This window comes from Microbulbifer mixtoriginis (SeqCode) (assembly GCF_052468275.1).
Genome location: NZ_CP174341.1, coordinates 4,118,813 through 4,145,713 on the forward strand (window position 1 = coordinate 4,118,813; position 26,901 = coordinate 4,145,713).

The following is a 26,901-nucleotide window of genomic DNA, read 5'->3' on the forward strand; positions in this document are numbered from 1 at the left end:
CTGCCCCTCTAATAAACCTACGACAAAAATTTACTTATTACTCGAATATACGCACTGAACAGCTGGTCAGCCCCACACCTAGAGAAAATGCACGTGATTGAGCAGCTACAGTTTTAGAGTGGCCAGTACACCTCGGTGTTTCCTCTAGGTGATTGTCAATATCACCGTATTTTAGGGGAGCATCTTCCTTTAAGTGCAGGCTGCAGCTAGAGAAAACCGGCTTAAAAAGATAACTGTCAAGGTTTACAACTTCTAAGTTAGAAGAGAAATTATTATATATTTTTCGTCGTTTTATACAGGGTACTGCTTCATTAAAGACTATGCTTTTATCCTCTGCAATTACGCTTCTAGCATGCGTAGAAAAACTAAAGCGCGCTAGGCTCTGAAGGCGACTCCTATCACTTCCAACTGAGGTAGAATTACCCCCCAAGTCTAGTGAGTTTTTCATACCATAAGACAATAAATTATGGCCAATACTTGCCCTAAACCACTTATAGCGAGATTCATCACCATGCTTATATGGGCCACCAGAATCTACTATCACGCCATCTATTCCAGAAGACCAAATGTCAGCATACAATGGAGAATAGCGCCCATGAGAACTCTCACCATTGTGGCTCAATATCAAAAACTCAGCATTATGATGTCTTGATGCGCTACGATAGCAACCAAGCTCGTTCATTCTTCTCCAACAGCTAGTTTTCTCTTGGTTATTAAACTTATTTTTTTTGATGGCTTGTTAATCTAAGCCCCACCGGACTATCTCCATAGACTGGTGACGAATCATGAGGATTCTGGTTACTTCGTACTACATCAGGATTATTTTTTTGATAGCTAACTCTGCAAATTAATTCCGAGAGACTTCGACCTATGCGCCAACCATAGCGAGGATAGTGCTGCACGGGTGTGAGCTTTACATCCTCCAGATCTGAGAACGGAGAGTTCTTGAGTAACCGTACTTGATATTCCTCATTCACTATAGTGTTCGCCATGCATTATCAATATAAGATTGATATTTAATTAGAGCCCATTAATACTGGCAATTAATCCACCACAAATAAACACCAATAAAAGCTAGGCAACTATGCATTCGGCCAAACCAAACACTTACTTCATCAATTAAAGTTGGCAAAGGCGTGGACTCTATTAAACATAACCTTATATTTTTGACTTGCAAACTGCATATACAATAAAGCACTCTTCATTTAAGGCACCCATTAAACTTTCGTAAATACCTACAGGGATTTCGATTGGCCATCCAGATGTCAATATGGCAAGTTTTAATGTTCTGAATTTTGTTTGCATTTCAAAATACAGCTTACCCCAAAAGTATATTTACCCATCGCCTTATAATAATTTTTTTCACTTGTGGAAATCGATTTTTAGAAATATAGCAACTGATAATTCTAGAGCTTATCGAACTTAGAAGTACACCAGCCCGCTCGCTAAATGTCCAATCAATAATGCGCCAATTTACTTTAATTGATGCGTATCAAACCTAATAGATTAGATGTGCGACATTTTCCTATATGATAAAACTTAGATATCACAATCAGGACGCCAAATTTTGAATTCAGATATAATGCGACTAGAGATACCTGCTCGTCAAAAATCGCTAACATCAAGTGATAACTGAAACTCCCATATGCTGTGAGTATATCATCTTGCAGCCCCTTAAATAATGCATTTGGTGTCCTGCTTCCCCGGATCGCTCCTGACCTACCATTTAGGCGATTCATTACAAGTTGAACTTTCTCGCCTGTTACTTTATTGATCTCTCTCCAAAAATGAATATGAATGAGTAAAATAGATATCAGGCTTTCAGCCTTATGCAATCGCCCCATGACCAGTGAACTCAAGACCATTTCCGAATGGTAATTGTTTTTATTTTACCTCTGAAACTCACCATATGACTAGATGCTGTCTCAGCTAACAAGTCTGATCGTTTACCCGTCAATCTAAAAATAACAGTAAAAAATGTTTTACGCTCTACCAAAGTCAGCAAAGATTCGCCACGCTCCTTGCCTATAGCGGTATTACCTTCCCAGTCGCCAATCCGATTAATTCGGTCTACAACAGCTGGTCGATCATATATGCTCACTCTGTTTTTGATGTTTCCGCGTCGATCATACTTGCCGTTTCGCTTGCGATAGAGCTTTGATTTAATCCTAAGATGCTTGAATAAGTCTCCACCATTTTCCTGATCTAAATAAATTAGTTTGCAGATCGTTTCATGATGTAACGATACAGCTTTATGTCTCTTTAAATAGCTCACAGTCTGTTTTGGACTTAATTCTTTCCGAGTTAGGGTGTCTATTTGTTGCCACACGCTATCAATCACTTTTTGTGCCTTGTACGCTTGCTGACGTCTTAGTTCGGCGAACTTATGTACTTGCCCGAGACGATATCCTCGCAGGCCTATATTGAGTCATAGCTCTCGGCTGATCGTCGAGGGATATTCCTCTAACAATTTTGCTATTGCTCTCTGAGGATGTCCGGCTTTTTTAGGCTGTAAATCTGGTGTCGTTAGTTCTCACTTAGTTGGTAGTAGCTCCTCAATGTCTTTATCTTGATCGGGAGAGGTTCCGACTCTACCAGCTGAGCCCTCCTATACCAATTGCACTTATTATCCGTGACCAAGATTGAAAGAGCACTACAATATGTTGATAATCATTTTGATGATTTTGACAGAGTATTTTTCACCCCCCCTGTTACCTGACAAAAGATAATATCTTTAATTTTCAAGGGAAAACATGGTACGTATTTTATATATCAGCACCAAAATAATTCTCCAGCTGGGCTTTCGGGCATGGCTTCCTTTTAGGACGCTGGGTATTGAATTTAAAGAACAGGGGATTGATATTTACAAGCCGTTGCTCTTTGAAAATTTGCGTAGAATAGGTGAAATGTCTCCCGCTGCCTTGGTAGCCGTGCTGGTGGAGAACCAAAGTGTTATCTTTGATTCGATGGATATTATGGAGTATGTCAATGAGATTGGTGGCAGACATTTACTTCCCTAAGATCCCTTAACGAGAGCTGGGGCACGTTCCTTCTTAAGTTGGCTGTGTGCCAGCCACTCAGGGCTATGCCCACAACTTTCATTTGAAAGTGCTTTCTAACAGGATAAGCGTCAGATGACCCAGTCTGAGCAGGCAGATGCCGAGCGATTGTTTCACTGCTGGGAGCAAGAATTAGTCCATAGTGGTGGCCCTTACCTTTGTGGTGATCTCTCCCTCGCAGATCTGGTACTGATGCCCACGGTTATCAGGTTGATTTCCCATAGCCCGGAAATGTGTGATTGGCCCCGGGCTCATCAATGGGTAATGAGGCTTCTGGCAAGAGAGAGTGTGGAAGAGTGGATGTCGGAAGCCAAAAGCTTAACCCCGGTAATTTTGCATAGCGATTGACAGTAAAGACATAGAAGCTATTTCATAATTTTTTTAATGTAATTAACATGCATGTAATATAGAAAAAGGCACGATAAGAGGACAAATATCGCTCCCATCTAACAACCAAACGGCGGTAATTTCCCAGCCAGGTAAAAGTCCGCTTAATTTTCCAACGGCAAGCATACCTTCTGAGTTTTCTACGAGCCTGCCTTGAGGCTTATTTCCTATTTTTCCGGTCTTGACAGATAAGGTCGATTCCACGACTCAACAGGTTATCTCCCAGAGCCCGAAGTAATGGTGCTTCCCAGTGGAATCCCTTCGCCATCGACCACCACCATCCACTTTGAATCCTTGCCCCGCTTGGTTTTCCCAATTTCATAGCCCCCTTTTTTTCTGGTGCAAATCTGCCATCAGAAAAGACCTCCTCCCAGTTAAGCAAAGACTGTTGATTCAACAGCTCTTGGAATCTTCTCCATGCCTGCAACCAAGCTCCTTGCTCTTCCCAAAATTGCAGCCTTCTCTAGTATGTACTCGGTGATGGATAGTGGGAAGGAAGATCTTTTCATCGAGTTCCAGAATGCAAAACCCACAGGATGTCCTCAAAGCAATCTCGATCATCAATGGGTGTGGGGCCTCCCTTTCCTCGTTTCAACTCAGGAAGACAAGGCTCGATCAATTTCCATTAATCATCGGTTAACTCTGATTTGAATCGGCTCACTATTGCTGGATTTTTTTCTATTTACCTGTGTGAGAATAGCCGATTTCAAGTTATAAAGCAGCCTCTAGTATGGATCACGGGGTTTATCTTTGGTTTTAGGTTTAGGTTTAGGTTTAGGTTTAGGTTTAGGTTTAGGTTTAGGTTTAGGTTTAGGTTTAGGTTTAGGTTTAGGTTTAGGTTTAGGTTTAGGTTTAGGTTTAGGTACCTTCATCAAAACCAGTAAACTCCTCGTTTTCAAGGGGATGTATCAGATTTGGCCTGAACTAATACACTTTGAGCTTATTATTTCTTACTTCCAGTTTCACAACTGGTTTTATTACTTTGAATTTATCCTTATTCTCTTCAAACAGCTACACAGATGCCTCCAGCATCATCAAGCTTTAGGTGTTTAGAAAACGTTCATATTCCTCTAATTGACAAGACGCCTGTACATACTGACTAAAGAAGAAGGCAAGAACCAGGGCTGGTATTTTCATAGTTCTAATAATTATCCTTAATTTTTAGATATGGACCGCCCAATTCCACTGGGCAAATCTGACGTATATCACACCCTATTCTAGTCGTCTTTTTCTTGGATAATCTATAGGTTCACATTTGCGGATCTTCCCACAGAAAATACGCAACTTCCTTCATTATTTCAGGTTATATACGCCATTTGAGGACGACACAAAGAGGTAAAAGAACTAGTTCCTAAAGTACCCATTGAGTGAGGAAACCAATACGGGAAGCCTCTCTCCTCTTTACCTTCGGTAGTCATCCAGAATTACCGGCGGCAAGCTTTTGGCTTCCAGCATCCACTCTTCCACACTCTCTCTTGCCAGAAGCCTCATTACCCATTGATGAGCCCGGGGCCAATCGCACATTTCCGGGCTATGGGTATACAACCTGATAACAGTGGGCACCAGTACCAGATCTGCGAGGGAGAGATCACCGCAAAGGTAAGGGCCACCACTATGGGCTAATTCTTGCTCCCAGCAGTGAAACAATCGCTCCGCATCTGCCTGCTCAGACTGGGTCATCTGACGCTTATCCTGATAAAAAGCGCTTTCAAAAGAAAGTCGTGGACACAACCCTGAGAGACCCGCATGTTGCCAACTTAAGAAAGAACGTGCTCTAGCCTTGGCCAAAGGATCTGAGGGAAGTAAACTTCCGCCGCCAATATCGTTGGCATATTCCATAATGGCTAGGGAATCAAAAATAACACTCTGGTTTTCAACCAATACGGGTACTGAAACAGCGGGGGATATCTCACCAATCCGGCGAAGATTTTCAAAGCGCTGCGGCTTGCGAATATCAACAACCTGCTCTTCAAATTCAATACCCAGCTCCCTAAAAGGTAGCCATGCCCGAAAAGCCCAGCTGGAGGCATTTTTAGTACCAGTGTATAAAATACGTTCCATGTTTTTCCCTTAAAATTTTTAGATACGGTCTTTAAAACAGATAACAGGGTAATTAAATAGACTCAACTATAAATCCAAAATGATGATCAACCTACTGTAGTGTTTCTTCAATGTAAACCTCCTTATTTTTTATGATTAATCACTTAGCTTTTTCTATCAACCGATAAAAGAGTCTCCATAAAAGCAACATCTGATACTCAATATTTATTGCATCTAAACTGCACCCCTACTTTCCCCTAAGAGTTTATTCCAGGTAAAAATAAAAAACCCGGCAAATACCGGGTTTTTAAGGTGAAAATTTGCTTAGTTTTACTTCAAGCCAAGAACTTCTTTACCCTGGATGAAAGTAACATCCACGGGTATATCCGCCTCTGCCAATCGATCCAGGTCAGCCTGTAACTCAGGACCGATAACCCCTTTTTCAGCGAGCAGAGTTTTGGCCTGCTCGTAGTTACCATCACCCTGAATAGTCAGGATCAGGCGCGACAGGTTGGTCATGGCCTGCTGCATTTTTTCGAAATCCACACTGTATTGACCGGTTTTCGGATCGCGGGTAAAGGCGCCCTGCTCTTTGAAGAAGTTAAAGCGCATCATATTGGCCTTACCGTGGGCACTGGCTGCACCGAAGCGCACGCTGCGGAAAATACCAGCGAGGAAGGTAACGTAGTTATCCATCAGCTCGCCCTCTTGGATCTCGCCTTTCTCATGCAAGCGGGTCACCATATAAAGGCCGAGAATATCGGCTTTGCCTTCTTCCAGAGAGGAAGAAGTCTCCTTCAACACCTGGCGTACATTTGCTCCGCCGGTCACAGTCTTCTTAATACCCAGGCCGTGCGCCACCTCGTGGAACATGGTATTGGCAAAGAAAGCGGGGAATGTGATGTGCTTGCGCTGATCTGGAGCAATCAATACATCGCTGATGGGCACCAGGATCTTGTCAAACTTGGCACGCATAGCGTTTTTCAACTGCAGGCGACGAGTGCCTTTCGCCAGCTGAACTTCTTCATCGTTAGGCAGGTTAATGGCAATCGTCTTGGAACCCGCATTGCTGTGACCTGCGTAGAAAAGTACATCGTACGCATTCAGATCAGAATCAGTACCCGGCTCTTCGGCCTTGTACTTTTCCTCTACTGGCAAACCTTCCTGTAATTCAGGCAACAGCGCAGCAAACTTGGCCAGCTTCTTACTCCACTCTTTATCTTTGAGGAGTACGTAAGACTCGTAAGCCGTGCGATAGGCGAACATTTGATCTTCGTAGTTTTCAATGGGGCCGATTACTACGTCAATATCATTTTCCTTCATGTCCATCCAAGCCATATCGCTGGGACGGAAATTATCATTGAGCAGCGCTTCAGCACGCATGTCCAGATAGTTGGCGAATTCTTTACTTTCCGCCAGCGCGGCTGCCTGGCGCAGGATATCTGCTGCCTTCTTCAGGTCAGCATTGTAGGCTTTGCTGTAGGGGATTAATTCCAGCTTACCGGCATCGTTGCGGCGCACCAGAGAGTAGAGGCCATCTTTTCCAGGTTGGTCCCAGTTCTCAAACTCTTCGCGAGTCATATCTGCCGGATAGAAGTTGGCACCCAGGGGTTTGAGACCGTAGCCAGTGATAAACGGCTTATTGTCATTGAGGCGATCCCAAGGACCGTAATTAATCTCGGCAAACTTGCGCGCGCGGTTGTCTTCGATATCGGGCAGCAGCACTTCTGCTGGGCCGTAGGACTGCAACCAGAACAGTCGATCCATGATCCGGCTGGCATCAATCAACAGGCCGATCATCTTACGCTGATTCTCGCTAAGATCACTCATATCAGCGGTAAGTTCTACCGGTACATAAATATTAAAACGCTTATCAGCGTTTTCTATGGCTTGGCCTGCGGGCGGTGTGACCGTCTCAGATTCTACAATCTGTGCCTCCGCTTCATCTTTACGGATTTCCTCGGCCTGTTTGTCTTTGCTACAGCCGCCCACCAGCGCCATGGCCAGCAGTGCGGCAGCGATCTTGGTAGTGTGAAAGGGAATGGTCATATCGCTCTGCCTATCATTTTTGGTTTCGGCGCCACATTAGTCTGGCTACACACAATTATCAAGACAGGCTTTTATGGCTCCGCCACCTGAGAAGCCACAGGAGTTTCCTCCCCCATCCCAGCCGTACGCTCCTGCTGTTGCATGCGCCACAGAGTCGCATAGTGCCCGCCTTCCTCCAGAAGCTGGCTGTGGGAACCCTGCTCAACGATCTGGCCTTGATCCATGACTAAAATCTTATCGGCATCTACAATTGTCGAAAGACGGTGGGCGATCACCAGTGTGGTCTGTTCGCGGGCAATTTCTTTCAGAGAGGCGACAATACTGCGTTCCGAACGGCTGTCCAGAGAGGAGGTGGCTTCATCAAAAATCATAATCGGTGGTTTTTTGAGCAGCGCCCGCGCTATGGCAACCCGCTGTTTTTCACCACCGGATAGCTTAAGGCCGCGCTCACCAACCAGAGTATCCACTCCCTGGGGCAGCTGGCGGACAAAATCCGACAGGTGAGCATGATGAATTGCAGCCATCACTTCCTCATCAGTGGCATCCACCCGCCCATAACGCACATTTTCTTTGATTGATTGGTTGAATAACACCGCATCCTGGGGCACCACACCAATAGCGCGACGCAAGGATTCCTGACTTACCGTACGAATATCCTGGCCATCAATGCGAATCGACCCATCACTTACATCATAAAAGCGGAACAACAACTTAAACAGGGTCGACTTACCGGCCCCGCTGGCTCCCACAATCGCCACTTTCTGGCATGGCAGCACGGAGAAACTAACCTGGCGCAAAATTTCACGATTGTCTTTGTAGCCAAAGCGCACGGCATCAAATTCAATTCGCCCTTCCTGCACTTGCAAATCTGAGGCCTCGGACTGATCGGCCACCGCTGGCTTAACCCTGAGCAAAGAGAACATCTTTTCAATATTGGCCAGGGCACCTTTCATTTCCCGATAGACAAAACCGAGAAAATTCAACGGGATAAAAATTTGCATCATAAAGGCGTTAACCAGGACAAAATCTCCGATGGTCATCTGCCCCTTGGTCACACCTACTGCCGCCAAAATCATCGCTGCGCACATGGCAGAGGCAATAATCAGTGCCTGACCAGTGTTTAGGCTAAACAGCGATAGGCGGTTTTTACGCCGGGCCCGCTCCCATACCGCCAGCTCACGATCGTAATGATTCGATTCGTGCCGCTCATTGGCAAAATATTTCACCGTCTCATAGTTGAGCAAGCTGTCTACTGCACGACTGCTGGCCTGGGATTCGGCTTCATTCAGGGCGCGAACAAAACGGGTGCGCCACTCGGTGGCCACGACAGAGAAACCGATATAAACAATAACGGCAACCAGCACTACCAGAGCAAACTCGCCGCTGTAATTCCACCAGAGCAAACCCGCCACCATGGCAATCTCAAGCAGAGTGGGTACGATATTGAACACCATAAAGCGCATCAAAAAGCCGATGCCACTATTACCCCTTTCAATATCCCGAGAGAGCCCCCCGGTACGCCGATCCAAGTGAAAGTCCATATCCAACTTGTGTAGGTGCCGAAATACCTCCAGGCCAACTCGACGCTGAGCCCGTTCCGTCACCCGACCAAAGATGGTATCCCGCAACTCACCAAACAGAGTACTGGAGAATCGCACCGCACCATAAGCCAATAACAGCCCCAGTGGCAGAGCTATGGCTTGGGCAACACCACCGGTTTTATCCAGATTGTCGACGATATGCTTGAGGATAAAGGGTAAAGTGACCCCCGCAATTTTTGCCCCAATCAGGCACAAAATTGCCAGGGCGACAGCCCGGCGAAACTCCAATAAGTAGGGGAACAGGGTTTTCAGCGCACCCCAGTGCACCTCGTCCAGAGAAACAGTGGACTTGGGTCTCGGCATAATCAGTTCCGGAAGGAAAAATAGCCGCCTATTATAAATAGACTTAAAGGGTTATATAGACGCTCAATCGCAGAAACCGATTGGATGCAGCACCCCTAAACCGAAAGTTGAGCAGCAAATCTCAAACCTTGGCTACCAAGCCTCCATCCACATTAATCGTTTCTGCCGTGATAAAGCGAGAGTCATCTGACGCCAAAAACACAGCAGCATTAGCAACATCGAGCGGGTATCCTGGCCCCTTCAGCATCTGCGCGGGCTCTAAGAAGTTAGTAAAGACATGCTTGCCCTCTGGAGAGGTAACCGCCTCGGTCAGTATCTGCCCAGGCCGCAAGCAATTGGCTCTGATATTGTGGCGTGCCCCAATCCCGGCAATATAACGAGTAAAGGCTTCCACCCCTGCTTTCGAGGCATAGTAAGAAGCTGATGGCAGGAAACTAACCTGCTCCAATTGCGTATCGGTTGGCGCACTCTGCGCAGCAAGCGAAGACACATTAATAATGGCACCACCCCCTGCGCCAATCAGGTAGGGCCAAACCGCTTTACACATCAGAAAACAGCCAGTCAGGTTGACTTTAAAAACCTCCTCCCACTCCTGTAAGCCCTCGTAGGGAAACATATTCGGCGCACCCGTTCCTGCACCGTAAAACAGGATATTGATTGCCCCATAGCAACTGATTGTCTCCATCACTGCTTGACTGACTAACTTGTTATCGGTGACATCGCAGGGGATATAAGTAGCTTCTCCGCCGGAAGAACGAATGGACTGCTCGACCTTTCGCCCTTCCAAAGCGCGGCGCGCCAAAATAGCCACCTTGGCGCCCTCCTCCACAAAGCGATGAGTAGTCCCTTCACCGATACCTTCATTACCGCCAACAACAATGGCGACTTTGTTGCTTAGTTTTCCCATAATCGGCACTGCCAAAGTCGATAATTACTGTATTGATGAAGAGAGTACTTATAGTTAAGGAGTCTCTGAAAAATTCCGTAATACATTTGTGGCCCCCTAAAGCTTTAGAGGTTAGACAAAACTCCTGGCCAATGGCCTTTGCAAGAGCTGAAACCCAGCAGTTGCAACCTTCAACATCAGCCTTCTAGCTTTCAAAGCAGCTTAAAGAATTAGGCAGGAATTCCTTAATTTTAGGTTAGCTATATAAAAGCCTAGTATCACCGTGCGATATGCCAACCAACAAATCGGCCAAAGAATATTTTCATGCCTCCATAAAGAACATATGAAAGACATGTAAATATACGACCGCAAGAAAAATAAGCCTCGTTAAAAGTGTGATTTCAGTAAAATAGATTAGATGTCATGGACAGAAATCAAAAGAGAAAGCTCAATGCAAAAATTAATGGAAAAGCCTTATCGCAACCCCGCCGATTTACAACTAGCGCTGATACGGATTTATATTGGGCTTAACTTTACTCACCATTTTGCTGAAAAATTCGGACTTCTAGGCGCCAAGACTTACGAAGAAGTCGTTCAATATTTCACAGCTATAGGTTTCTCCAGCATCATGGTAGTTATATCTGGGCTTTGCGCATTTGCCGCATTTATTGGTTTCACTTTTGGCCTATTCACTCGTTTCGCAGCAATAGGAACGTCACTTTATTTGCTCATCGCCTTGTTTTCAGGGCGTCACTATCTCGCCGGCTTCTCCTGGGCTGACCATACTAGCGGCATTGTTATTAATGGTGTAGAGCAAACTGTTTATGGTGGATGGGAATACCCCTTATTTTGGTCATTGATCTGCCTATCGCTCGTGTTAACTGGTGGTAGAAAGTGGTCCTTAGATGCACATTTAAGAAAATGCAGCTCTGCTATTATTAGATTTTTAAGCCAGTGAGTTACTGCGAAGAAAAAATTATCGGTTTTAAAAATCACAAGCGTCTAGGCGATTGTAGATTCAATTGATCAGTGCAACACCTCTGTAGGAATATGGCCTATCGGGAGATCATTGAATGAAGCGCATATTTACAGCAAAAGAAAAAGAGTGGATTTTCGACGCTTGGAAAAAGGGCATTGGTTTTAGTGAAATTACCAATGCCATAGATTCTAAGCCAGGAACCATTTTTACTGTTTTGAGAGATACTGGCGGAATTAAACCAATACCCAGAAAGCCATCTCCTCAACACCTCACATTAGCCGAACGCGAGGAAATACGTGCAGGTCTTTCTGCAAAACAAAGTATTCGAGCAATCGCTCGCTCTTTGAATAGGAATCCATCCACAATCTCGCGTGAGATTCAGAGAAATCGGGGGCGACGATACTATAAAGCAGTAGACGCAAACAACCGTGCAAAACGGATGGCAAGGCGTCCTAAGCCGTATTTGCTGGAGCAAAACCCGAGGCTAAAGAAGCTTGTTTTGGAAAAATTAGAGTTGAACTGGTCACCAGAGCAGATATCGGGTTGGTTACGGAAGACATATCAGGCTGATGAATCAAGGAAGATATCAGCAGAGACTATCTATAAAACACTGTACTTCCTTGTGCGTTCAGCACTTCATCATAAGCTAGTAAAGCATTTGTGTCGGTCTCACAGTCTTCGTCACAGCAAACAATATTCACGTAAAGGCGAGCGCGGTACTATCAACATCGTCAACGGTACATCGATAAGGGAGCGTCCTCAGGAGATACAAGAACGATGTGTTTTAGGTCATTGGGAGGGTGACTTAGTGTCAGGTTCAAATAACACTCATATTGCCACGCTTGTTGATCGAAAATCGCGGTATACGATCATTCTTAAGTTGAAAGGGAAAGATGCGAATTCTGTGAACCAGGCGCTTGTTGCTAAGTTTAAAAAACTGCCAAAAGAGCTTTGCCAATCACTGATGTGGGACCGAGGAATGGAGCTGGCGAAGCACGCTGAATTTACGGAAAAGACAGGTGTTCCTGTCTTCTTCTGCGATCCTCAGAGCCCCTGGCAAAGGGGAACGAATTAGAATACCAACAGCTTAATCCGTCAGTACTTCCCAAAAAAGACATGCTTGGCGCAGCATACTCAGAGGAAACTCAATCAAGTTGCTAACGAGCTTAATAGCAGGCCAAGAAAAACACTGAACTTTGCGACACCAAAGCAGGTTATTAAACAGGGTGTTGCCTTGACAGGTTGAACCTACAATAGGCATCTTTAGCACTGAACAACAAAATCAAAGGGTAAATCTATGCAATATAGCCTTCACCCGCTAGTTGAAACCGATGCACATGAAGGCCTCGTATGGGTCGATTGGCAAAAGAGATTATATTTCACCTCCAAACCTTCAAGTGATTATCGAACTCCATCGGCCATTCGTTATTTTGATTTTAAAGACAGGTCTATACATACGGTAATTGAGCGAAGCAATATGGCTAATGGTATGTGCCTGACAGCTGATAAAAATCACCTGCTAGTGGCTGAACAGGGATTCCATGATAGTCCTGGATGTATTAGCCGCATAAATTTAAATAGCTTTTGCCGAGAGATTATTGTTGACAACTTCAAAGGACTACCCTTTAACTCACCTAACAAGATAGTTCAAGCAGACTCCCACTTTTTCTTTACCGACCCCGATTATGGTTACTACCAGGGGTTTAAACCACAAAGCGAATTACCCACCGGATTATACTCCTATGATGTACAAGCATCGCAATTATTTTGCCTGGGCGACGAATTTATTGTTCCTCACGGGCTTGCACTCTCCCACAATCAAGAAACTTTGTTTCTAGTTGATAACTGCAGCATCACGAAAGAAAAGCCTTTTTACGACCCCAACCATGAACAAATTATATTCACCCTCCAGCTCAGCTGTGGGTCAAGCAATGTTCAAACAGAAACAATCATCGAAATACCCCCAGAGGGTTTTATCGATGGAATAATTATTGGAGAGAACAAACAGTTAATATTTACCAGCTTTAATAAGTTGATGACCTGCTCAGCACAAGGAGAAAACTTACAGTGCCTCTACGAAAGTTCTGAGGATATTAACTTTGTAAACATAGCAATGGCAGAGGGAAGACTTTACGCCACTTCAGATAATGCCATCTACTATCTTGAAACTTAATGAAAAATATGAAAACAAACCATGAGGCCCAGCAAAAGTACTACCACCTTTGGACAGACAAAAGTCATATTTCCAGGACAACAGAGCACTATTTAACTGGCTTTACATTAATCCAATATTCCAATCCCAATCCAGAATATCACTACAAAGATTTGCCAGAGGTAATAAACAGTGAGTTTGCCATCTTACCTCCCAGCTGGGAAAGTGATTTCCACCCAACCCCCAGTCCACAATGGGTCATTACCTTATCCGGCCGATGGAGAACAACAACAAAAGATGGGGTTTGTGTAACCTACCAACCAGGTGATGTGCACTTTGGTGGAGATTTACCGTTGAAGGGAGTGCCGTTAAATCAACAGGGTCATAAAGCGCTTAACCCATCCTCCAAAGAATCGACAAAGGTACTGATACTTTCTGTCAACACCCCTCTTTCAATTCCTGAAAGCCAGTTCTGAGCCTAAATACCATAGCCATATAGAAAGAACATATAAATTATTATGGAGGATGAGAATATTATTTTTGAACAGCTGGCAATTTTCGATTTGCTGTCAAAGTTTATTCTCACTATAGATAATCAAGACGCCAAGGTCTATGCCTCGCTATTTACCGAAAATGGTCGCTTTGAAAACGGTAGTTTGATGATTAAAGGGCGGCAAAAACTTTATGAATACCTGCTTGTCCACAGCCGTTTGGGTACCCGACATATCACGTCTTCATATCTTTATGTTGTTTCTCTCGATAGGGCGACCGCCAAGGGAAAAGCAACCACAGTGGTTATTGCAGCAAATCGCACAGGTTATCGCGTGGTAATGGCGGGCCAGTATGACGATGAACTTGTGAAGGTTAATGGTGAGCGGCTATTCCTGCGCCGAAGTGCCATCGCTTCTGGTTTACCTGAAGATCCAAAATTTTTATTACTCAATGCAGATCAGCAAACTGCACATGTAATAAAACCCTTATTAGATACATGGCAGCAACTGGGCGAGCCCATCAGGCATTGATGGCACCAATTGTCGAAGCCCTTATGACAGTTACACGAGCACCAGCCATACTGCAAGAGTATGGAAAATCAACAAGAAAACAACGATTCAGCACCTGACCAAAACATAAATAAGATTTGCTGTATTCTATGTTTGCCCTGTGGAGAGATAATCACTTCAATCAGTATCTATCCAGACTTAACGCAATTGGCTCTGATATTGCAATCTGCCTAAATTCAGGGAATGTAATAAATAAAGCCTCCCACTCCAGCCTCAGAGGGCTAATCATTGACTAGAAATAGGGCTTCAATTGCACATCCGTCAGTACACTTAGTGCAGCGAGTAGAAACACATTGATGATCTGGCCCCACTCACTACGCTAAGCAACAATGTATCAATAAGGAAATAAAAGAATTAATATGCTTTAGCCCCAGCTCTGGCTATCCATGCCTTACATGCACCACAAGGAGGCCTTCTATCCGATTTCCCTTTGTGCTTATTGGGCTGACGAGCCGCAAAAATACTATTTTTGATAGATTGACTGTTTTCTCCTGATTTACGCCGCTGACTGAATGCCCTTCTCAGGCAGTCTACCTCAGCACAGGTTCGACCAAAGATATATCGGTCTACATCCAGTTCTGCCGGAATAGTGTTCCAAATCGTATTCGGGATATATCCTCGACTGGTTCCATTCCCTGTTGATCCTTCAAACCACTGTTCTAATATACTGTCGTACATAACTGCTACCATACTCGGTGTGTTCGAACCATTTCCGCCACGGTCCCTGGCTAGTGTTCTAACTTTATTGACGGCCTGATTCCCTAAATTTTGGGCAGAGCCAGCCTTCGGTACTGTCTGAATATATTTGACATATTTTTGGCAATGCAACATTGGCCGGCGCTTAGGGGCTATCCCCTTATAGATAGGACCAAACTGACTGATAACATTATGGGCATGGTAATAGGCATGTTCCATCACCGGAGGAGGCAACGGAGAACCGTTTTCAACCACAAAAATACCACACTTATTACACTGGAACTTATGATGATATTCTGGCATCTTGTATATCCTTTACGTTAACCCAATTTAATTAAAAAGTTAAAAACTGCTCTTTTTATTTCTCAAAGAAATCTACGCACCCTTTAATTGAAAAGGCACCTCTTAGTCGAGAATGGATCTGTTTTTGTTACATTAAATATCTATAAAATAACCATCATTAAAACTGGCCAAAAATTCTTGGCCAGCGAGCGTTGGCGATACTGCTAGTTAGCAGCGAAAATCAGAAGTATTTATACTGTTACCTTCAGCTTGGTTCTATAGCTTCAAAGTCATCCTCGCGCAGGCGCATGGTTCCATCCTCTTGCAGGACCCATAGTTCCCGAGTGATAACTCCTTGCGCATTGTTCATCTTCCACTTACTGGTAAGAACTGTTGAGGAACCATCAACTACCTCAATCTCGGTATCCTGATAAGCCACATCAGAGAATCCCTGAGCCACTAGGTTTTGCCAGAAAGCTTTTATCTGCTCCCGACCTAGAAATACACCAAACGGCCTGGCATTCATTTGAGCATTCTGTTCATACATTGAAGCGCAGCCTTCAGCATTCCCTTGATTAAAAAACGACTTCCACTGTTCGCTGGCCACAATAGTTTTCTCAATAAGTATCTTGTTCATATCCGACTCCTCTTGATAAAGGTTTGATCTTTAACTTCCATAAGCATATTGCCCTAACGCACCGCCTGTGATAAATACACATTCAATCAAATTAGTGTTTAGTGAAATTAAACTATGAAACCCACTCTAGAGGATATGCAGATATTTTTAGCCGTAGTTGAGGCCCGCAGCTTTACTGCCGCAGCAGACAAGCTGGTACGTACCAAGTCGGCAATTAGCCAGGCAGTGACTAGATTGGAAGAAGATCTCGGTACAAGGTTGCTTTACCGGAGCACCCGCTCGCTTTCACTGACGGAGACAGGAACCCAATTCTACGCTCACTGTCGCGAGATCCGGGATATCTACAACAACGCCCTGGCCGATTTAAAAAGTAATAACAAAGAACTCTCAGGCACACTGACAATCACAGCTCCCCACGCGCTCTGCGAGCCGGTTATAGTCCCTGCAATTAGACAGCTTAACGAGCAGCACCCACAGCTGGGGGTTCGTTTACTGGCGGATGATGCCCCAATGAATTTGATTGATTCCCAAGTAGACTTGGCAATTCGTGTAGGTAACCTGGATATGCAATCCGCCAAAGTGTCAAAGCTGGGAATACTCCGGGAAAGCCTCTATGCGAGTAGAGGATATATAGAGCAACAGGGAGGAATACCTGACGATCTTACCGAATTACGCAACTGGCAACATATCATCAATGATTGGCAAGGCACCCCGGTGAAATATCAGCTGGGTAGTAAAAAAGAGATTCGAGTTATTCCCAAGATACGCTGCAACTCACTACATGACATTTTACAAATGACAACAATGAGTTTAGGGGTTGCAAGACTACCAGACATTGTTGCAGAAAAATTGGTTAGAGAAGATTCTTTAAGGCATCTAGCCACAGTAGCTTCAACTCCTGTTCACTATATGCACCTTTTTTCTAAAAGGCCTCCGCCAAAGGTTCAACACTTCACCAAGATTTTGAGAAGATTAATGTCATCTTATCACTAGCTTCCGAGTTATCTTCGACTGAGGTGCTATCGAACACAGGTAGGACCTTAGCCTTAGTATCCGATAAAAATTTACAATAAATAAAAAGAAAAAACCCTACAGGCAGGGTCAATTTTCAAGTGCCAGAGTTCTTTCCCGCTCCACAAAAGAGCGCTTTACAAACTCAGAAGCGCTAAGACCCAACTCCTCTTTGAATGCCCGGGAAAACTGGCTGGTGCCGTTAAATCCACAATTGAACGCCACTTGTAAAATACTTGCATTTTTCCCGGCAGCCAATAACTGTGCGGATGCGGCCTCCACCCTGGCACGTCTCACCAAGTTAATATAAGAGGTATTATGAAAACGCAGCGCTCTATGTAAATAGGAGGTTGAGATATCCAATGACGCTGCCAGCTGTGGAGCGGACAAATCCGAGTCACAACAGTGTTTTTGAATCAGCCTGCAAGCCTGTTGAAAAATAGACTTTAAGCGACTCGGAGTTTCCGACTCCGCCTGCAAATTGCCACGACTCTCCTGGATACAGGCAATAATTAATTCGGCTATCGGATTAAAGAGGAAGCTGGAAGAAGCAAAGGTGCACCTCTGTTTGGCCTGGGGAAACAGCAAAAGATAATTGCGTAATAAGAGGCCGGGACCACTGCTACCATCTATGGTCAGAGGACAGTTATCCTTGGGACCTGAACGAAACCCCTCGAGCTTCTCACGGGGAATGCGACACAATAGCGAGCGACTTTCATGAACCAAATCATGAGTAATTGTCTGCGCCAGATCAACCAAGTAGAGTCCACCGGGATTCATCGGGGTAAAATAACTCCCACGCTGTATAGCACCACGGCCAGATAAAAGATATATCAATGTATAATTGGCATAGCCATCACTCAAGTGATTGCTTGCTCGATGGAAAGAATTCCCAGAGAAGCAGGCTCGAGCAAATGAATCTCCCGTTTCAGGATTGGAAGATACTGCAAACTCCCCATAATACGTGCTGTTATGATGAGACTTGAGCAACAATTCACAGCGGTAGGGTAGACCAGCCTCCATCAGCTCCTTCCAGCGGCGCCAGCGTTCATTAACTACAAAATCATCTGTCCTGGCCACCCAGTCAAAAAACGGAGTCTTATCGCGATCTATCGAAACATCAGTCTGCATGACATGCTTATCCTTAAGCTGTCCATTTATGGTATTAAGCAAGAATAATAGATTTTTGAAAGCCTCTTTGTACCCAAAAGTTATTTCGGCGGCATCCTAATTTTTTCTACACCAGGGTACAGGCTGGAGAAGCGGCACCTGTAAATAATCTCCAGAAACACGCCTTAAAAGCTATTTTCATAAATAGTGAAGCGAAATAATCAGTGGGTAAAATGATGAATGAACTACAGCTATTCAGAGACCGATTCGCAATTAGCGACCTACTTGCTCGCTACACTTTAACTATCGATAACCGTGATGCCCGAGGTTGGGCGTCACTTTTTACACTTGGCGGTCGCTTCGAGCATGGCAATCGAGTAATCCGAGGAAGGGAAAAACTAGAGCGCTATGCAGTCATCCACAACAACCTGGGTAGCCGGCATATTACCTGTTCGCCATTACATCATATTTCAGAAGATGGGCAATCTGCCTCAGGCAAAGCAACTACAGTATTTATTTTAGTGACTCGCTCTGGTTATCGCGTTGCCGTAGCCGCAGAATACCATGATGAATTAGTCAAGGTGGACGGCAGCTGGCTATTTCAATGCCGCCGTGGCGTTATTGCTAAGCTACCGAATGATCCTGATTTTCCCATACTTACTGCGGATCCCAATACTCGTGACCAGTTAAGTCTTTTAGAGGATGCCTGGAAAGACTTGGGTGAACTGATATCAGATTAAAGCTACCAATATAACGAGTATCAAAAAATCCGAATCCGTGAAGTATTCCTCTAGAGCAGGGCTAATTCAATGTACGTAATGGCACATCATCCCTGCGCCCAATAGAAGCGCCCAGTATTCTAACGAGGAACTCGGTTAATACTCCGGCAGTAAAGCCCCAGATTTCATAGTCGCCAAACTGGTAGGCGGGTAGATAAATAGCTTGATTATCGATAGTGATTCGGTCAGTGCGGATACGGGGATCGTCAAGAAAAAACGACAAAGGCACACGAAAAATTGCATCTAGCTCACCAGGGTTGGGCCTGAGATGGGTATCTGGTGAGATCACCCCCACCCAGGGAGTGACATGTACCTGCCAGCGAGTAGTGCGCGGCCACAGAGGGCCGAGCATCCGCACCTGATTCATAGGCAGGTCCACTTCCTCTTGAGCTTCGCGCAGGGCGGTATATTGCAGGGAGGGGTCAGTGGCATCCCAACGCCCGCCCGGTAGGGAAACTTCTCCGGAATGGGTAGATAGTGTATCGGCGCGCTTAGTCAGCACTACATGAGGGTCTGGCTCTTCGGTAAGAGCAATCAACACAGCGGCATGGCCATACAATTCTGGCCCTGTTGGTACGCCAGCCTCCAGCTCTTCTATTTGCTGGGAAATTTTCTTTTCGATAATCGATAACATATCCACTTATCCCGCCTCATACAACAAAGGCTCCCTAACGTTCATCATACCGATTCCCGGTGATAACACCGAGCTGTATACCGCAATCTCCATTTGCGGCTCCCAGCCAGTTACTGCCGCTCAGCCGAAGCTGCATCCAGCTGGGGTTGAGGCGTATAGCCCCCTTTGAGCTTCTCACGAATCGCCTGCACCAACGCGTAGTACACAGGCACCAGTAAAGTGGCAAACAGGCTGGCTGCGAGCATACCGCCAAACACGACCAACCCCAGGGAAATACGGCTTACGGCACCCGCGCCTGTGGCTACCAACAACGGTATCACTCCGAGAATAAACGACATAGCCGTCATCAATACTGCCCGGAAACGCAAGCGGGTGGCTGAAATCGCAGACTCGGCAATAGACTTGCCTTTATCCCGTTCCACACAGGCGAACTCAACAATCAAAATTGCGCTCTTTGCCGCCATACCAATTAACAATACCAAACCGATCTGGGTATAGAGATTATTGATAGATCCGGCAAGCCACACCACCAACATGGCACCGCAAATCGCAATAGGCACGCACAAGAGCACCGCAATAGGAATACTCCAGCTCTCATACTGGGCCACCAAAAACAGGTACACAAATATTATGGCCAAACTGAACAGGATGGGAGCCAGATTGCCCGAGGTAACCTCCTGTAAACTGATCCCGGTCCATTCATAGCCGTAGCCTTCCGGCAGCCTGGAGGCCAGCTCCTCCATGGCATCCATGGCCTGACCACTGGAGTAACCCGGCGCTGGAGCGCCATTAATCGTCACGCTGTTATAGAGGTTGTAGCGGGTGATAGTTTGTGGTGCCACAACCGGCTCAATAGTGGAGACCGAGGTAATCGGCACCAGACCACCACTGTTGGCGCGCACATAGAAGCCCGCCAGATTTTGTTCGTCATCGCGAAACTGCGCATCTGCCTGGGCGATCACTCGGAATACTTTGCCATATAAATTAAAGTCGTTTATGTAATATCCGCCCAGAAAAGTCTGCAGTGTCGAATAAACCTCTGGCAACGGCACACCGAGTACGTGCGCTTTTTCTTTATCGATCTTTAATTCCAACTGGGGGGTAGCCGCCTGGAAACTGGTGAAGGCCTGGGAAATTTCCGATCGCTGATTGGCCGCACCCAGCAGATCAATCATTACTTGTGATAATTCTGTAATACTGCGCCCCTGCAAATCTTCCAGCACAAATTCAAACCCTCCCACGGTACCGATACCCGGCAGGGGTGGTATGACAAAAGGCATAATCTGTGCGTTGGGTATCTGCGCCAGTTTTTTCTGTGCCCGCTGCATAATGGCGAACTGGTGATCCTCTTCACTAGTGCGGTCATCCCAGGGTTTTAACACCGCAAACATCATTGCGGTATTAGATGAGACACTGTTGGTAAGCAGGTTATAGCCGGGCACACCCACCACATGGGCCATACCGGGTTCTTCCAATAATATGTCCGTAACCTGATTCACCACCGGGCCCGTGCGCTCCAGGGAGGAACCATCCGGCAATTGCACGTGTAGCATAAACGTGCCCTGGTCCTCATCAGGGATAAAGCCAGTGGGGATACTACTAAACAACCAAAAGGCCAGCAGGAAAATACCGATAACGGAGATAATTCCGATTAGCGGAATCTTTACGCAGGCTTTTACCATGCCCACATAAAAATTGGTGGAGCGATGCAGCCCTCGGTTGAAAAAACCAAATACCCCGGTCTCTTTCACTCCGGCAACTTCGCCTTCCTTACCCACTTTTAAAATACTGGCGCAAAGTGCCGGGCTCAGGGTAAGCGCATTAAGGGAGGAAATCGCGACCGACATAGAAATAGTAACCGCAAATTGCTGATACATTTTTCCGGTGATACCCGGCATCAACATGACCGGTACAAACACCGCAAACAACACCAGCGTAGTGGCAATGACCGGTCCAGTAACCTCACGCATAGACTGCAACGCAGCCTCTTTTGGCGTTAGGCCGTCACTCATCAGTCGCTGGGTGTTTTCCACCACAATAATCGCATCATCAACCACTATGCCAATCGCTAGAATCAGCGCAAACAAGGTGATGGTATTAATAGTCATACCAAACGCCAGCATCAATGCAAAAGTGCCCACCAGTGAAACAGGGATGGCAATAGCGGGGATCAGGGTGGAGCGCCAATCCTGTAAAAACAGGAAGACCACCGCGATCACCAAGATCAGGGCAATAAATAGTGTCTGCACCACCTCTTTGATAGAGGCCTGAACAAACAGAGTGGTGTCGTAGAGGATCTCTGCCTTTAGGCCATCTGGAAAACGCTGGGAAAGCTCTTTGACCTTGGCCTTGATGCCGTCAGCCACTTCAATGGCATTGGCTTCCGGCAACTGATAAACGCCGATCACTGCCGAAGCCTGGTTATCCAATTGCCCATAGGAGGAATAGGACTCACTGCCCAATTCCACCCGCGCCACATCTTTCACTTTTACCATGGCGCCATCGGGTTTGGCGCGAATAGTAATTTCCTCAAATTCCTTGGGGTTCACCAGGCGCCCCTGCACCAGGATGTTGTATTGAAATTGCTGGTCCTTGCGAATGGGTGGCGAGCCAATCTGCCCAGCCGCTACCTGCACATTTTGTGCCCGTACCGCGCTGATAACATCCTCGGTGGTAACGTCCAGGGACGCCATCCTATTCGGGTCCAGCCACAGGCGCATGGCGTAATTGCGCGAGCCAAAAATAACTACGCTGCTAACGCCCAATACGCGCGCCAGCTCATCCTTCAAATAAATTTCTGCATAATTAGCTAGGAAAAGTTCATCAAATTTCTGCTCAGGAGAAAATAAGTTCACGACCAATAGCAAAGTGGTGCTTTGCTTGGAAACCACCACACCATCGCGCTTTACATCCTCTGGCAATTGCGGCGTGGCCTGCTCCACGCGGTTCTGTACATTGACCTGAGCGATATCATCGTCATAACCAGATTTAAACGTTACCGTGAGACTGTAAGAGCCATCGTTGCCACTGGTGGAGGACATATAATCCATGCCTTCCACGCCATTCACTTGGGATTCGATGGGCACGGCAACACTATCGCGCACAACTTCAGCACTGGCCCCGGCGTAATTGGCTGCGACGTTTATTGTGGCTGGAGTAATTTCTGGAAATTGCGCCACCGGTAATAATGGCAACGAGAGAATACCCGCAAGAGAGATCAGTATGGAGATGACAAAAGCGAAACGGGGCCGCCGTATGCAAAAGGCACTGATCATAAATTCGCTAAGCCCCCCCCATTTCAGGCGGGCTATTTATAATCATGCTCTTGTCCCTCGTATCGGTGGCGTTCGCCCTCCTCCACACCTTCAGGAAGTTCCATGTCATCGGGGAGCAGTGTCCCCTGCCCGAAGCCTATAGGCTGTTTGGTACTTTGCTTACCTACGGGAGAAGCGCCACCACTTGCGGGCTCCGCCGGCTTTTCTGATACGTCGTAGGGGTTTCGTGGCGTGTTTTGAGGGGTCACTGGCTTACCGGCAACAACCCGCTGCAGACCGTTAACGATGACCGACTCCCCAGCAACCAACCCATGGTTGACCGCCCAAAGCTCCCCCTCCCGCTGCCCCAAAGTGACATAGCGTTTTTCAGCAATATTTTTCTTACCCAGCACAAAGAGGTAACGCCCCTGCATGTCCTCCAGCACTGCAGATTGCGGCACCAGCGGTTTAAGTGCCTCACTGCCGGTATACAAACGGATTGAGACCCGAGCAAATTGTCCTTGCACCAGTAGGCTGCCCGGATTGGGAAAGAGTGCGCGTACCGCTACGGAGCCGGTGTTGGGGTCTATCTGGTTATCGATAAATACAATCCTGCCCTGATAGGGGTAAAAATTGCCATCCGGTAGCTCTATACGCACATCCAGCCTCGTTGGCGGCAACCCCTCCCGGCGGCGGCGCTCGGCATCCACCTGTACGGCATAGAGTTGGTTTTCAGGAACCTCAAACAACACATAGATTGGGTCCATCTTGACGATGGTAGTGAGCGGGTCCGAATCAGGTCCCACCAGGGAACCCTCAGTGAACTGGGTACGGCCAATGCGGCCGGTAAGTGGCGCGTAAATCTTTGTGTAGGAGAGGTCTAGGCGAGCACTTTCCACTTTGGCCCGATCTGCATCGACCTGTGACTTGGCCTCTTCAAAAGTGCCCAGTAATTCATCCATCTGCACCTGGCTGATAGCACCTGTAGCGACCAACTTTCGACCACGTCGATAATTGCGCTCAGCGATCCGCAGAGTTGCCTCGGCGCGCTCCAAATTGGCGCTTTGGTTATCCAATTCAGCAATAAATGGGCGCGGATCTATTTCAAATAGCAGGCGCCCTTTCTTAACCGTTTCCCCCTCTCTAAAATCGCGACTCTGGATATAACCTTGCACGCGGGGGCGCACCTTATACTCATCGGTGGCCTCCACCCGGCCGACAAATTCAAAGCGCGGAATCACTGGCTGTTCTCGTACCACCAGCACCTCTACAGGAGGCGGTGGCGGTGCCTTTTGCTTATCGTCTTTGCCGCCACAGGCCGCCAAGGCGATCAGCACAAGCCAAAAAAATAAAATACGCGCCATAGTAAAGCTGGCACCGCCCTATGAACTTCAACACCTTTAACAACTATAGGCGTCAAAAAGCTGGAAGCTGGCGCTGGAATCTTGCATGGGTATACTGACGCCATGAAATTTTGTAGCCAATGCGGCAGTAATGCCGTCACATTTTCCATCCCCCAAGGCGATGACCGCCCTCGCCACCTCTGTGGCAATTGCGGCACCATCCACTACATCAACCCGCGTGTGATTGTCGGTGTTTTACCCTACCTGGAAGACCGGGTCTTACTGTGTAAACGCGCCATTGAGCCGCGCCTGGGACTCTGGACCCTGCCCGCCGGCTTTATGGAAAACGGTGAAACCAGTGAAGAAGGTGCTTTGCGCGAGTCCTGGGAAGAAGCACGTGCCAGCATTCGTGTGGACGAGCTTTATTCAATTTATGACATTCCGCATATCAATCAGGTTTACCTGATGTATCGCGGAGAGCTCACCGATATGAATTTTGGCCCCGGGCCGGAGTCACTAGAAGTGTCACTATTTCGCCAGGAAGAAATCCCCTGGGCTGAAATTGCCTTCCCGATCATGCATAAAACTCTCAAGCACTATTTCACCGACACGGAGCAGGGGCAATACCAGCTGCACCGGGGCGTTATTTCGCGGAAGCTATAGTGGTAGCTGCAGCGCGAGCCAAGCTGAAGATAGTGCACTGGAAGAGGACTCTGGGTGGGAGAAGCACTCACCCACCTGGGTACATTTAAAAAGGATGTTCCAATGAAATACGCCTATATGCTTGCGGTACTGTTATTAGTAGGCGTGGGCTTACCCATGTTGATTCCCGGTCCCGATGGCAAACCGATTATGTCTCCCCAAGACTGGCTTCCCGATCAGCAGACCCTGGACACAGTTCGCCAGCAAGGCCAACGCGCCATTCAAGCGGTGAGCGACAGTACTCAGGAATCTGCCGAGCAACTGGAAACCCTGGTGGAATCCAGTGGCCTTTTGCCAGAAGAGCAACATAAACAGACCAGGGAGGTATTTAGCTGGCGGGACAGTGAGGGCAATTGGCACTTCTCTGATTCGATACCCGAGGGCCTGGATACTCATGTACGTATACATCGGATAAAACCCATCAATACCCTGCCCGCCACACCCAGCAACGATGCTCAGCCACAAGGCCCCCAGGCACAGCTATTGCAGGAGAACCGTGAGGGCGATAGCCGGATTTCACAGATTTTGAAAGAGGTTCAAGCGTTAAAAGAAAACAGTCAGCAGCGCCAGCAGGCACTGGATAACCTTTAAAACCCTCTCTCGCGAATGGCAGGATACTGTTTATTTCCTGCCACTAGCGAATTTTGCCGCCACAACGCTCATCCAGGCGCCAAAGGTCAAAGGCCGGCTCCTCGTAAGGATGTGCCTGGTAGAGGGCTTCAAGTGCTGCATCCACAGACTCATCGGCACACGCCATCTCAACCCGATATTCCTCTACCTGCTCTATCTGCCCGGACTCACCAATAAACGGCTGACTGCCCGCTAGTGGCCGGAACTGACCGACACCCAATACCTGCCAGCAACAACTGTCGTAGTCGCCGATTCTGCCAGCTCCGGCGTTAAACAGAGCTTGCTTAACAACTTCCAGATGACTTGAGGGTATATAGATACAGAGCTTATGCATTCTGCTGATTCACTATTCAACGGTGTATAAAGTAAAGGGGCCTTCAAGGCCCCTTTACAGTGCAATACGATTGAAACGTCTAGAACATCAACGTCATCAGCTTACGCTGATATTGGGTGGCGATGGGGTCGCCGGCACCCAAGCTTTTCACCATATCGAGAAATGCCTGCTTGGCCGCGCCATCGGCAAAATTCATATCCTTGCGCAGGATATCCAACAACAGCTCCAGGGCTTCCTCGTGACGATTGGCCTGACTGTACTGTACCGCCAGCTTATAGGCGGAATCATAATCCTGCGGGTTCTGCTCCAGGGCCTTCTGCAGCGCCTGAATCTCGGGGGTATCCGCCGCCTGTTGTTTTAGCTCCAACTGGGCCATCAGGCGCTGGTATTCCGCATCCTGATCCGCCAGCAGAATTTTGCTGAGCACGGTTTCTGCTTCCGCAGCACGGTTTTGATCGAGCAGCAACGCCGCCAGGTGTTTGGCAATATCCACCCGCTCGGAGGATTCAGCGTAAGCCTGGCGCAGCAACGGCAGAGCTTCATCCACCTTGTCCTCACCAATCAGCGCCTGGGCCTGCTGCAATTTGATGTCCCAGGGTTTGGGCAGATATTTATCGAGCATTTCACGAATCTGGCTTTCCGGCTGCACCCCGGCAAAGCCATCTACCGGCTGCCCCTCTTTGAGCAGCATAACTGTAGGTAAGCTGCGTACCCCCAGCTGGCCGGCGATCATCTGCTCGGTGTCGGCATTCACTTTTGCCAGGAGGAACTGGCCCGCATATTCATTCGCGAGCTTTTCCAAAACCGGCATCAGCTGTTTGCACGGCTCGCACCAATCGGCCCAGAAATCCACCAGAACCGGGCGATTCATGGATTCTTCAATGAGTACCTGCTGGGCGTTTTCTGCCGTTACATCGACAATAAAATCGTTCACAAACTCTCCTGAGTAATATCTTGCTAATCTGCTGAGGT

The 26,901-nt window shown here is 47.0% G+C and carries 26 protein-coding genes and 2 pseudogenes; 13 read left to right on the forward strand and 15 right to left on the reverse strand.

Annotation, left to right across the window (positions count from 1 at the left end):
* Positions 1-37 precede the first annotated feature (37 nt).
* Both ACJJIC_RS18040 and ACJJIC_RS18045 read right to left on the reverse strand, forming a co-directional pair.
* A complete protein-coding gene (locus ACJJIC_RS18040) occupies positions 38-682 on the reverse strand; it encodes a heparinase II/III family protein (protein WP_445357568.1) in 645 nt (214 codons plus the stop codon).
* A 964-nt stretch (positions 683-1,646) separates the two neighbouring features.
* Positions 1,647-2,517 (reverse strand): annotated as a pseudogene (locus ACJJIC_RS18045) (IS30 family transposase); the annotation flags it as partial.
* A gap of 236 nt (positions 2,518-2,753) precedes the next feature.
* On the opposite strand from ACJJIC_RS18045, the gene ACJJIC_RS18050 reads away from it, so the two are divergent.
* Together ACJJIC_RS18050 and ACJJIC_RS18055 are read left to right on the forward strand one after the other, a co-directional pair.
* Positions 2,754-3,020, forward strand: a complete 267-nt coding sequence (locus ACJJIC_RS18050; protein WP_445357569.1) for a thioredoxin domain-containing protein — start codon at positions 2,754-2,756, stop codon at positions 3,018-3,020.
* Positions 3,021-3,134: 114 nt separating this feature from the next.
* Complete coding sequence (locus ACJJIC_RS18055) at positions 3,135-3,407, forward strand: glutathione S-transferase family protein (RefSeq protein ID WP_444909029.1); 273 nt, start codon at positions 3,135-3,137, stop codon at positions 3,405-3,407.
* A 42-nt stretch (positions 3,408-3,449) separates the two neighbouring features.
* On the opposite strand, the gene ACJJIC_RS18060 is transcribed toward ACJJIC_RS18055, so the two are convergent.
* Complete coding sequence (locus ACJJIC_RS18060) at positions 3,450-3,650, reverse strand: hypothetical protein (protein ID WP_444909028.1); 201 nt, start codon at positions 3,648-3,650, stop codon at positions 3,450-3,452.
* A 213-nt stretch (positions 3,651-3,863) separates the two neighbouring features.
* Between ACJJIC_RS18060 and ACJJIC_RS18065 the strand changes: the two genes are divergently transcribed.
* Together ACJJIC_RS18065 and ACJJIC_RS18070 are read left to right on the forward strand one after the other, a co-directional pair.
* Positions 3,864-4,097, forward strand: coding sequence for a hypothetical protein (locus tag ACJJIC_RS18065; RefSeq protein WP_444909027.1), 234 nt, complete (start codon positions 3,864-3,866; stop codon positions 4,095-4,097).
* Positions 4,098-4,196: 99 nt separating this feature from the next.
* Positions 4,197-4,499, forward strand: coding sequence for a hypothetical protein (locus ACJJIC_RS18070; protein ID WP_445357570.1), 303 nt, complete (start codon positions 4,197-4,199; stop codon positions 4,497-4,499).
* A 348-nt stretch (positions 4,500-4,847) separates the two neighbouring features.
* Here ACJJIC_RS18070 and ACJJIC_RS18075 read toward each other — a convergent pair whose 3' ends face one another.
* The 4 genes from ACJJIC_RS18075 to ACJJIC_RS18090 form a co-directional block, all read right to left on the reverse strand.
* Positions 4,848-5,507, reverse strand: a complete 660-nt coding sequence (locus tag ACJJIC_RS18075) for a glutathione S-transferase family protein (protein ID WP_444909026.1) — start codon at positions 5,505-5,507, stop codon at positions 4,848-4,850.
* Between the two features lie 309 nt (positions 5,508-5,816).
* Positions 5,817-7,535, reverse strand: a complete 1,719-nt coding sequence (locus ACJJIC_RS18080; RefSeq protein WP_445357571.1) for a DUF8614 domain-containing protein — start codon at positions 7,533-7,535, stop codon at positions 5,817-5,819.
* A gap of 71 nt (positions 7,536-7,606) precedes the next feature.
* Positions 7,607-9,439 (reverse strand): ABCB family ABC transporter ATP-binding protein/permease, encoded by a 1,833-nt coding sequence (locus ACJJIC_RS18085; RefSeq protein ID WP_445357572.1) that lies wholly within the window; start codon positions 9,437-9,439, stop codon positions 7,607-7,609.
* A gap of 121 nt (positions 9,440-9,560) precedes the next feature.
* Positions 9,561-10,346 carry an SDR family NAD(P)-dependent oxidoreductase gene (locus ACJJIC_RS18090; RefSeq protein ID WP_445357573.1) on the reverse strand — a complete coding sequence of 262 codons (786 nt, stop codon included), beginning with the start codon at positions 10,344-10,346 and terminating at the stop codon, positions 9,561-9,563.
* Between the two features lie 430 nt (positions 10,347-10,776).
* Here ACJJIC_RS18090 and ACJJIC_RS18095 point away from each other — a divergent pair, with 430 nt between their 5' ends.
* The 5 genes and pseudogenes from ACJJIC_RS18095 to ACJJIC_RS18115 all read left to right on the forward strand — a co-directional run bounded on the left by ACJJIC_RS18095 (position 10,777) and on the right by ACJJIC_RS18115 (position 14,478).
* On the forward strand, positions 10,777-11,283 hold the full coding sequence (locus ACJJIC_RS18095; protein WP_445357574.1) for a DoxX family protein: 507 nt from the start codon (positions 10,777-10,779) through the stop codon (positions 11,281-11,283).
* A gap of 115 nt (positions 11,284-11,398) precedes the next feature.
* A pseudogene (locus tag ACJJIC_RS18100) lies at positions 11,399-12,550 on the forward strand (IS30 family transposase).
* A gap of 51 nt (positions 12,551-12,601) precedes the next feature.
* Positions 12,602-13,477 (forward strand): SMP-30/gluconolactonase/LRE family protein, encoded by an 876-nt coding sequence (locus ACJJIC_RS18105; protein ID WP_445357575.1) that lies wholly within the window; start codon positions 12,602-12,604, stop codon positions 13,475-13,477.
* Positions 13,477-13,932 carry a cupin domain-containing protein gene (locus ACJJIC_RS18110; RefSeq protein WP_445357576.1) on the forward strand — a complete coding sequence of 152 codons (456 nt, stop codon included), beginning with the start codon at positions 13,477-13,479 and terminating at the stop codon, positions 13,930-13,932. Before ACJJIC_RS18105 ends, ACJJIC_RS18110 begins: the two co-directional genes overlap by 1 nt.
* 42 nt (positions 13,933-13,974) lie before the next feature.
* Positions 13,975-14,478 carry a nuclear transport factor 2 family protein gene (locus ACJJIC_RS18115; RefSeq protein WP_445357577.1) on the forward strand — a complete coding sequence of 168 codons (504 nt, stop codon included), beginning with the start codon at positions 13,975-13,977 and terminating at the stop codon, positions 14,476-14,478.
* A 393-nt stretch (positions 14,479-14,871) separates the two neighbouring features.
* Here the strand turns inward: ACJJIC_RS18115 and ACJJIC_RS18120 are convergent, their stop codons facing one another.
* Both ACJJIC_RS18120 and ACJJIC_RS18125 read right to left on the reverse strand, forming a co-directional pair.
* Positions 14,872-15,516: a hypothetical protein gene (locus ACJJIC_RS18120; RefSeq protein ID WP_444909019.1), complete on the reverse strand. Its 645-nt coding sequence runs from the start codon at positions 15,514-15,516 to the stop codon at positions 14,872-14,874.
* Between the two features lie 244 nt (positions 15,517-15,760).
* On the reverse strand, positions 15,761-16,132 hold the full coding sequence (locus tag ACJJIC_RS18125; protein WP_444904156.1) for a nuclear transport factor 2 family protein: 372 nt from the start codon (positions 16,130-16,132) through the stop codon (positions 15,761-15,763).
* Between the two features lie 114 nt (positions 16,133-16,246).
* Between ACJJIC_RS18125 and ACJJIC_RS18130 the strand changes: the two genes are divergently transcribed.
* A complete protein-coding gene (locus ACJJIC_RS18130) occupies positions 16,247-17,125 on the forward strand; it encodes a LysR family transcriptional regulator (RefSeq protein ID WP_444909018.1) in 879 nt (292 codons plus the stop codon).
* A gap of 108 nt (positions 17,126-17,233) precedes the next feature.
* Here the strand turns inward: ACJJIC_RS18130 and ACJJIC_RS18135 are convergent, their stop codons facing one another.
* Positions 17,234-18,274, reverse strand: a complete 1,041-nt coding sequence (locus ACJJIC_RS18135) for a helix-turn-helix transcriptional regulator (RefSeq protein ID WP_444909017.1) — start codon at positions 18,272-18,274, stop codon at positions 17,234-17,236.
* A 215-nt stretch (positions 18,275-18,489) separates the two neighbouring features.
* On the opposite strand from ACJJIC_RS18135, the gene ACJJIC_RS18140 reads away from it, so the two are divergent.
* Positions 18,490-18,993: a nuclear transport factor 2 family protein gene (locus tag ACJJIC_RS18140; RefSeq protein WP_445359697.1), complete on the forward strand. Its 504-nt coding sequence runs from the start codon at positions 18,490-18,492 to the stop codon at positions 18,991-18,993.
* 61 nt (positions 18,994-19,054) lie between these two features.
* Here the strand turns inward: ACJJIC_RS18140 and ACJJIC_RS18145 are convergent, their stop codons facing one another.
* The 3 genes from ACJJIC_RS18145 to ACJJIC_RS18155 all read right to left on the reverse strand — a co-directional run bounded on the left by ACJJIC_RS18145 (position 19,055) and on the right by ACJJIC_RS18155 (position 24,284).
* Complete coding sequence (locus ACJJIC_RS18145; RefSeq protein WP_252085055.1) at positions 19,055-19,666, reverse strand: NUDIX hydrolase; 612 nt, start codon at positions 19,664-19,666, stop codon at positions 19,055-19,057.
* A 110-nt stretch (positions 19,667-19,776) separates the two neighbouring features.
* Positions 19,777-22,941 carry an efflux RND transporter permease subunit gene (locus tag ACJJIC_RS18150; RefSeq protein ID WP_445357579.1) on the reverse strand — a complete coding sequence of 1,055 codons (3,165 nt, stop codon included), beginning with the start codon at positions 22,939-22,941 and terminating at the stop codon, positions 19,777-19,779.
* Between the two features lie 32 nt (positions 22,942-22,973).
* Positions 22,974-24,284, reverse strand: a complete 1,311-nt coding sequence (locus ACJJIC_RS18155; protein ID WP_445357580.1) for an efflux RND transporter periplasmic adaptor subunit — start codon at positions 24,282-24,284, stop codon at positions 22,974-22,976.
* Between the two features lie 102 nt (positions 24,285-24,386).
* On the opposite strand from ACJJIC_RS18155, the gene ACJJIC_RS18160 reads away from it, so the two are divergent.
* Entirely contained in the window at positions 24,387-24,926 is a 540-nt protein-coding gene (locus tag ACJJIC_RS18160; RefSeq protein WP_445357581.1) for an NUDIX hydrolase, read from the forward strand.
* Positions 24,927-25,028: 102 nt separating this feature from the next.
* A complete protein-coding gene (locus ACJJIC_RS18165) occupies positions 25,029-25,556 on the forward strand; it encodes a hypothetical protein (RefSeq protein ID WP_445357582.1) in 528 nt (175 codons plus the stop codon).
* Positions 25,557-25,599: 43 nt separating this feature from the next.
* On the opposite strand, the gene ACJJIC_RS18170 is transcribed toward ACJJIC_RS18165, so the two are convergent.
* Both ACJJIC_RS18170 and trxA read right to left on the reverse strand, forming a co-directional pair.
* A complete protein-coding gene (locus ACJJIC_RS18170; protein ID WP_444890953.1) occupies positions 25,600-25,929 on the reverse strand; it encodes a YqfO family protein in 330 nt (109 codons plus the stop codon).
* A gap of 79 nt (positions 25,930-26,008) precedes the next feature.
* Positions 26,009-26,863 carry a thioredoxin gene (gene trxA / locus ACJJIC_RS18175; RefSeq protein ID WP_444885693.1) on the reverse strand — a complete coding sequence of 285 codons (855 nt, stop codon included), beginning with the start codon at positions 26,861-26,863 and terminating at the stop codon, positions 26,009-26,011.
* Positions 26,864-26,901 lie beyond the last annotated feature (38 nt).

Bases quoted from the DNA above. Each gene is read 5' to 3' on its own strand.
- ACJJIC_RS18040 (WP_445357568.1), bottom strand. From the start codon at position 682: ATGAACGAGCTTGGTTGCTATCGTAGCGCATCAAGACATCATAATGCT.
- ACJJIC_RS18050 (WP_445357569.1), top strand. From the start codon at position 2,754: ATGGTACGTATTTTATATATCAGCACCAAAATAATTCTCCAGCTGGGC.
- ACJJIC_RS18055 (WP_444909029.1), top strand. From the start codon at position 3,135: ATGACCCAGTCTGAGCAGGCAGATGCCGAGCGATTGTTTCACTGCTGG.
- ACJJIC_RS18065 (WP_444909027.1), top strand. From the start codon at position 3,864: ATGCCTGCAACCAAGCTCCTTGCTCTTCCCAAAATTGCAGCCTTCTCT.
- ACJJIC_RS18075 (WP_444909026.1), bottom strand. From the start codon at position 5,507: ATGGAACGTATTTTATACACTGGTACTAAAAATGCCTCCAGCTGGGCT.
- ACJJIC_RS18080 (WP_445357571.1), bottom strand. From the start codon at position 7,535: ATGACCATTCCCTTTCACACTACCAAGATCGCTGCCGCACTGCTGGCC.
- ACJJIC_RS18085 (WP_445357572.1), bottom strand. From the start codon at position 9,439: ATGCCGAGACCCAAGTCCACTGTTTCTCTGGACGAGGTGCACTGGGGT.
- ACJJIC_RS18090 (WP_445357573.1), bottom strand. From the start codon at position 10,346: ATGGGAAAACTAAGCAACAAAGTCGCCATTGTTGTTGGCGGTAATGAA.
- ACJJIC_RS18095 (WP_445357574.1), top strand. From the start codon at position 10,777: ATGCAAAAATTAATGGAAAAGCCTTATCGCAACCCCGCCGATTTACAA.
- ACJJIC_RS18105 (WP_445357575.1), top strand. From the start codon at position 12,602: ATGCAATATAGCCTTCACCCGCTAGTTGAAACCGATGCACATGAAGGC.
- ACJJIC_RS18110 (WP_445357576.1), top strand. From the start codon at position 13,477: ATGAAAAATATGAAAACAAACCATGAGGCCCAGCAAAAGTACTACCAC.
- ACJJIC_RS18115 (WP_445357577.1), top strand. From the start codon at position 13,975: ATGGAGGATGAGAATATTATTTTTGAACAGCTGGCAATTTTCGATTTG.
- ACJJIC_RS18120 (WP_444909019.1), bottom strand. From the start codon at position 15,516: ATGCCAGAATATCATCATAAGTTCCAGTGTAATAAGTGTGGTATTTTT.
- ACJJIC_RS18125 (WP_444904156.1), bottom strand. From the start codon at position 16,132: ATGAACAAGATACTTATTGAGAAAACTATTGTGGCCAGCGAACAGTGG.
- ACJJIC_RS18130 (WP_444909018.1), top strand. From the start codon at position 16,247: ATGAAACCCACTCTAGAGGATATGCAGATATTTTTAGCCGTAGTTGAG.
- ACJJIC_RS18135 (WP_444909017.1), bottom strand. From the start codon at position 18,274: ATGCAGACTGATGTTTCGATAGATCGCGATAAGACTCCGTTTTTTGAC.
- ACJJIC_RS18140 (WP_445359697.1), top strand. From the start codon at position 18,490: ATGAATGAACTACAGCTATTCAGAGACCGATTCGCAATTAGCGACCTA.
- ACJJIC_RS18145 (WP_252085055.1), bottom strand. From the start codon at position 19,666: ATGTTATCGATTATCGAAAAGAAAATTTCCCAGCAAATAGAAGAGCTG.
- ACJJIC_RS18150 (WP_445357579.1), bottom strand. From the start codon at position 22,941: ATGATCAGTGCCTTTTGCATACGGCGGCCCCGTTTCGCTTTTGTCATC.
- ACJJIC_RS18155 (WP_445357580.1), bottom strand. From the start codon at position 24,284: ATGGCGCGTATTTTATTTTTTTGGCTTGTGCTGATCGCCTTGGCGGCC.
- ACJJIC_RS18160 (WP_445357581.1), top strand. From the start codon at position 24,387: ATGAAATTTTGTAGCCAATGCGGCAGTAATGCCGTCACATTTTCCATC.
- ACJJIC_RS18165 (WP_445357582.1), top strand. From the start codon at position 25,029: ATGAAATACGCCTATATGCTTGCGGTACTGTTATTAGTAGGCGTGGGC.
- ACJJIC_RS18170 (WP_444890953.1), bottom strand. From the start codon at position 25,929: ATGCATAAGCTCTGTATCTATATACCCTCAAGTCATCTGGAAGTTGTT.